Here is a 4,910-nt window from a genome sequence, read left to right as displayed (position 1 = left end):
AATCAGAAGTGTCCGGGCCAAGCAAAACGGCGCCGACCTTTTCGTAGAGCGCAATGTCCTTGGCGAACCAGCCGAACGTATCAAGCGAATGGGCGAGCGGCATCGTTCCTTCGAGGGAGATGCGTCCGTGGGTCGTGCGAAGCCCTACCAGGCCGCAGAAGCTCGCCGGAGCACGGATCGATCCGCCCGTGTCGGAACCGACTGCAATGGTGGTTAGACCGCCCGCTACCGCCGAGACGGAACCCGAAGACGAGCCACCTGTCACGCGATCTAGAGCTTTAGGGTTCACGGGGAAGGGAAAATGAACATTCTGGCCCATMATCGAGAAGGCGAGTTCATCTGTTTGCGTCTTGCCGATGAAGCGGGCACCAGCATCGAACAGGCTTTGAACTGCAGGCGCGGTTTTTGTGGCGGCTACTGATTCGTCATATTTCTGCGGATTTCCGCAACCGGTACGCATGCCGGTAACGTCAAATATGTCTTTGACGCCGAGTGTTTCACCGTTCAGCGGGCCATCGTCCGACGAAAGGTTAACCAAGGGTAAATCAAGAAGGGCATTTAGCGGGGGAATTGTGCTCATCGTTCAATGATTCTAGGGCATTTACCCCCCGTTGTTCAATGAATAAAAAATTTTACCCTGCCCCATTATTTTCATTGATTGGACACAACTTTCCTCTTATATGCCCCTTGCCCAAAGTCGCACGTGCCCATGGGTGTCCGCCGATCTTCATTATGGTGAGGAAACGGTATGGTACCTGGAACTAACCCCTCCAGTCAGTTTGTCGGCCTACCGCCAAGCTGAGGACATCTGAAGCAACGACGGTGCGGGCCTTTCTGGTGTCTTTCGGCTGTCCATAAGCCGGAATTACTGAAGAGGCACACCTTCATTGCCGGTAGTGCGGATGGGTTCATCCAAGCCAAGGCAGACAAAGCGGACTGACGCTGACTTTAGCGTTGATCCATCGCCGCATGACCATTCGCGTGTACCAGCATCTCCAAAGGCTGGCTTCACGAGGGACGGATTCATGCACTTTGTCCTTGCGATTTTTCAGGGTGCGTCCCGTGAAATCGCGATCGCTTGAGCGGCCATACCAGCCGCTATGGAATTGGAGCTTAAAATGGCTACGCAGCGCATTATCGATTTCATCAACACCCGACGTCCGAACGGCCCTTGCATGGTGCTCGATCTGGAAGTGGTGCGTGAGAATTATCATAATTTCGAGATGGCTTTGCCGGAATCGAAGATATTCTACGCGGTGAAAGCCAATCCTGCGCCAGAAATCCTGCGCCTGCTCGCTTCGCTCGGCTCGAATTTCGACACGGCCTCCGTCGCCGAAGCCGAAATGGCGCTTGACGCCGGCGCGACCGCCGACCGCATCTCTTACGGCAATACGATCAAGAAAGAGCGCGATATCGCGCGCGCTTTCGAGCTCGGCATCCGCCTGTTCGCTGTGGATTGCATCGAGGAAGTCGAGAAAGTAGCCCGTGCTGCTCCTGGTTCCCGTGTATTCTGCCGCGTTTTGACCGATGGTGCCGGTGCCGAATGGCCGCTATCGCGCAAATTCGGCTGCGTGCCTGCGATGGCTGTGGATGTTCTTCTTGCTGCGCAGAAGCTTGGCCTCGACAGCTACGGCGTGTCGTTCCATGTCGGTTCGCAGCAGACGGACCTTTCTGCCTGGGACCGTGCGCTCGGCGATGCGAAGTACGTCTTCGACAAGCTCGCCATGGAAGGCATCACGTTGAAGATGGTCAATATGGGCGGCGGTTTCCCGACCCGTTACCTCAAGGACGTGCCAACCGCCCAGGCCTATGGCCAGGCGATCTTCCAGGCATTGAGCAAGCATTTCGGCAATCGCCTGCCGGAGACTATCATCGAGCCAGGCCGCGGCATGGTCGGCAATGCCGGTGTCATCAAGGCTGAAGTCGTGCTCGTCTCGAAGAAGGCTGCCAACGACAATGTGCGCTGGGTCTATCTCGACATCGGCAAGTTCGGCGGTCTCGCCGAGACGATGGACGAGGCGATCCGCTACCAGATCACCACGCCGCGCGATGGCGATCTCGCCGAGCCCTGCGTTCTTGCTGGCCCGACCTGCGACAGCGCCGACGTGATGTACGAAAAGAATCCCTATCCGCTGCCGATCTCGCTGACCATTGGCGACGAGGTGCTGATCGAGGGAACAGGTGCTTATACCACTACGTACTCTGCCGTCGCCTTCAACGGGTTTGAACCACTCCGATCATACGTCATCTGATTGGGTGTGAGCCCAATCATGGACCGCTGTCCGGCACCAGCCGGGCAGCAATGACGCATCCCATGATCAAGACTGGCCAAGACAATGAACGCAAAAGACTACATCCAAGACAACCCGCGTCCGGATGGATCGCAGGGTTTCACAATTCTCAACGAAACTGCTCAGGACGAGCGGGCGCGCGAATCTTTGCTCGACCGCGCCATGGGTGAGGGACGCCGCCGCAAGTCGTCGGAAAAGCTGCGCYGCGGCCGGCTGCCCTCCGAGGGGCTGGCATTCGTCGCACGCGGGATCAATGGTGCGCTGCTCGGCACCGTGCGGCTTTGGGATATCCAGGCTGGACATGATGCGACAGGCAAGCCCGTGCGAGCGCTGCTGCTTGGACCGCTTGCGGTCGAACCTTCACTCAAGGGCAAGGGCATTGGCGTGGCATTGATGCGGCACGCAACAGCAGAGGCTGCCCGGCTCGGCCATGGTGCCGTTATTCTGGTGGGCGATCCGGAATATTACGAACGCTTCGGCTTCAGCGGTGCGAAGACAGCAGACCTTGCCATGCCGGGCCCGGTCGAACGCCGGCGCTTTCTGGCGCTGGAACTGAAGGCAGGCCATCTTGAGGGGTGCCATGGGTTGCTGACCCCAAGGGGTCGCCGAGCATCGCATGCGATGAGGGTCTTGCCGGTGTCGCTGAGATTTTCCCGATAGGAAAAAGCCGGCCCTTTCGGGCCGGTTTTCATTTTAACACCGTAGCGCGAACGAAACGTTCGATGGCAGCGACTTCGCTTTGCTGGATTTCGTGACCGCCGGAATGCCAGACGAGATCGGTCTCAACCCCTTGCTCGATCAGATAATCTGCGAAGGTCTGCGTTAGAACCGGCGGGCAGATCGTGTCCAACCTTCCTGYTGTGATCAGAGCGCGCTTGCCAGCGAGGCCGATTTGCGGCGCAGGGGTCCACGGAACCAGCGGGTGCATCAGAACGGTTTCATCGAAAAGCTCGGGATGGGAAAGCATGACGGAGGCGATCATGTTTGCTCCGTTGGAATAACCAAGTGCCACCGTTTTCGATGGCTTCGCCTTGTCTTTGTGCGCGCGAATGAACTTCGCCATGGCGCTCGTACGCGCGGCAAGGTCGTCCATATCGTAAACGCCTTCGCGCGTCCGGCGAAAGAAGCGTGCGGCGCCGTGCTCGGAGACATCGCCGCGGGGTGAGACGACTCCGGCTTCCGGCAGCAATTGTCTGCCAAAATCGAAGAACTGGTTTTCGTCACCGCCGGTGCCATGGAATACGAAAAGCAACGGGCTTCCCGGCCGTTCAGCAGAATATACACGATGTTGGTAAGTGTTGGTCGACATGTCTAACCTTTCAGTGCGGCGTCTTCGTCCGCTTGGCTATTTGGTTGCGTTTGCATGCCCCACAGATGTGGCGGGAGCCAGGGTCATTAAACCCGGCTCCCGCTTGATGCACTGTCGCTGTCCCATAGACAATCCGATTGACGATTAATCTGCTTCCGACCAGGGACCATGAAAATCGCCTTCCTCGCCGATCCGTTTGAAGCCATGCGCACCGAAGAAATCGCGCTGAGCCTGGATGAGGTTAGCTGTGCCACGCGCCTGCCGGAAGCTATCAAAATAGCTTAGCGCGGCCGCCAGCGCCGGCGTCGGCAGGCCTGCGAGAGCGGCTTCAGCGACGATCTTGCGCAAGGATTGCGATCCGGTTTTCATCCGTTCGACGAAAGCCGGCGCGAGCAGCAGATTTTTACCCTCGCTGCCTTCAAAGGCGGCAGCGATCTGGTCGAGGAATTGCGAGCGGATGATACAGCCGGCGCGCCAGATACGGGCGGTGGTGGCCAGCGGTATATTCCAGCCATGTTCCTTGGAGGCACCTGCCATGACATCGAAGCCCTGAGCGTAGGCGGCAATCTTGCCGGCGAGCAAACCGTCTTCCAGCGCGTCGATGAAAGCCGCACTTCCGTCTGAGAGCTTGGCCGTCTTCAGTTCGGAATAGGCTTTTGACGCTTCACCGCGTTCCTTGACCAGCGATGAGATCGACCGGGCAGCTACTGCTGCTTCAATGCCGGTTGCCGGAATGCCGAGCATCTGCGCCTCGATGGCGGCCCAGCGGCCTGTGCCTTTCTGCCCGGCGCTATCGAGTATGACATCGACTGCTGGTTTTCCAGTCTTCTTGTCGGTTGCAGCCAAGACCTTGGCAGTGATTTCGATGAGGTAGGAATTCAGCGGGCCGGCATTCCACTTCTCGAAAATCTTGCCGATGGCATTCGGAGCGAGGCCGAGGCCATCGCGCAGCACACCGTAGACCTCTGCAATCATCTGCATGTCGGCATATTCGATGCCGTTGTGGATGGTCTTGACGAAATGCCCGGCACCATCAGGACCGAGCAGGGCGGAGCAGGATTCGCCCTGGTACTTCGCGGAAATTGCAGTCAGCACCGGCTCGATGCGGGCGTAGGATTCAGGTGTTCCGCCGACCATGATCGACGGGCCATGCCGCGCGCCTTCTTCGCCGCCGGAAACGCCCATGCCAACGAATGTCGGATCGTTGGGTCCGAGTTCGGCAAGACGGCGTACCGTATCGTGGAAATTGGCATTGCCGGCATCGATGATGATGTCTTCCTTTGCAAGGAACGGCTTCAGCGCGGCAATCT

Annotated in this window: 5 protein-coding genes; 2 read left to right on the top strand and 3 right to left on the bottom strand. The window is 58.3% G+C overall.

All coding sequences use genetic code 11. The annotated features are described in order from the left end of the window. The coding region (locus ACXJ5O_RS18975; protein ID WP_457301253.1) for an amidase family protein at positions 1–580 on the bottom strand (580 nt) is incomplete at its 3' end. 538 nt (positions 581–1,118) lie between these two features. Here ACXJ5O_RS18975 and odc2 point away from each other — a divergent pair. Further along, positions 1,119–2,252 carry an ornithine/lysine decarboxylase gene (gene odc2, locus ACXJ5O_RS18970; RefSeq protein WP_457301252.1) on the top strand — a complete coding sequence of 378 codons (1,134 nt, stop codon included), beginning with the start codon at positions 1,119–1,121 and terminating at the stop codon, positions 2,250–2,252. A gap of 84 nt (positions 2,253–2,336) precedes the next feature. Further along, complete coding sequence (locus tag ACXJ5O_RS18965; RefSeq protein ID WP_457301251.1) at positions 2,337–2,951, top strand: GNAT family N-acetyltransferase; 615 nt, start codon at positions 2,337–2,339, stop codon at positions 2,949–2,951. 28 nt (positions 2,952–2,979) lie between these two features. Here ACXJ5O_RS18965 and ACXJ5O_RS18960 read toward each other — a convergent pair whose 3' ends face one another. Then, the gene (locus ACXJ5O_RS18960; protein WP_457301250.1) at positions 2,980–3,600 is read right to left on the bottom strand and encodes an alpha/beta hydrolase; all 621 of its coding nucleotides are present in this window, start codon (positions 3,598–3,600) and stop codon (positions 2,980–2,982) included. A 144-nt stretch (positions 3,601–3,744) separates the two neighbouring features. Beyond that, a partial coding sequence (gndA, locus tag ACXJ5O_RS18955; protein ID WP_457301249.1) for an NADP-dependent phosphogluconate dehydrogenase occupies positions 3,745–4,910 on the bottom strand: 1,166 nt, incomplete at its 5' end.

It is taken from the genome of Phyllobacterium sp. P5_D12, assembly GCF_054049495.1.
This window is presented reverse-complemented; position numbering and strand designations above follow the sequence as displayed.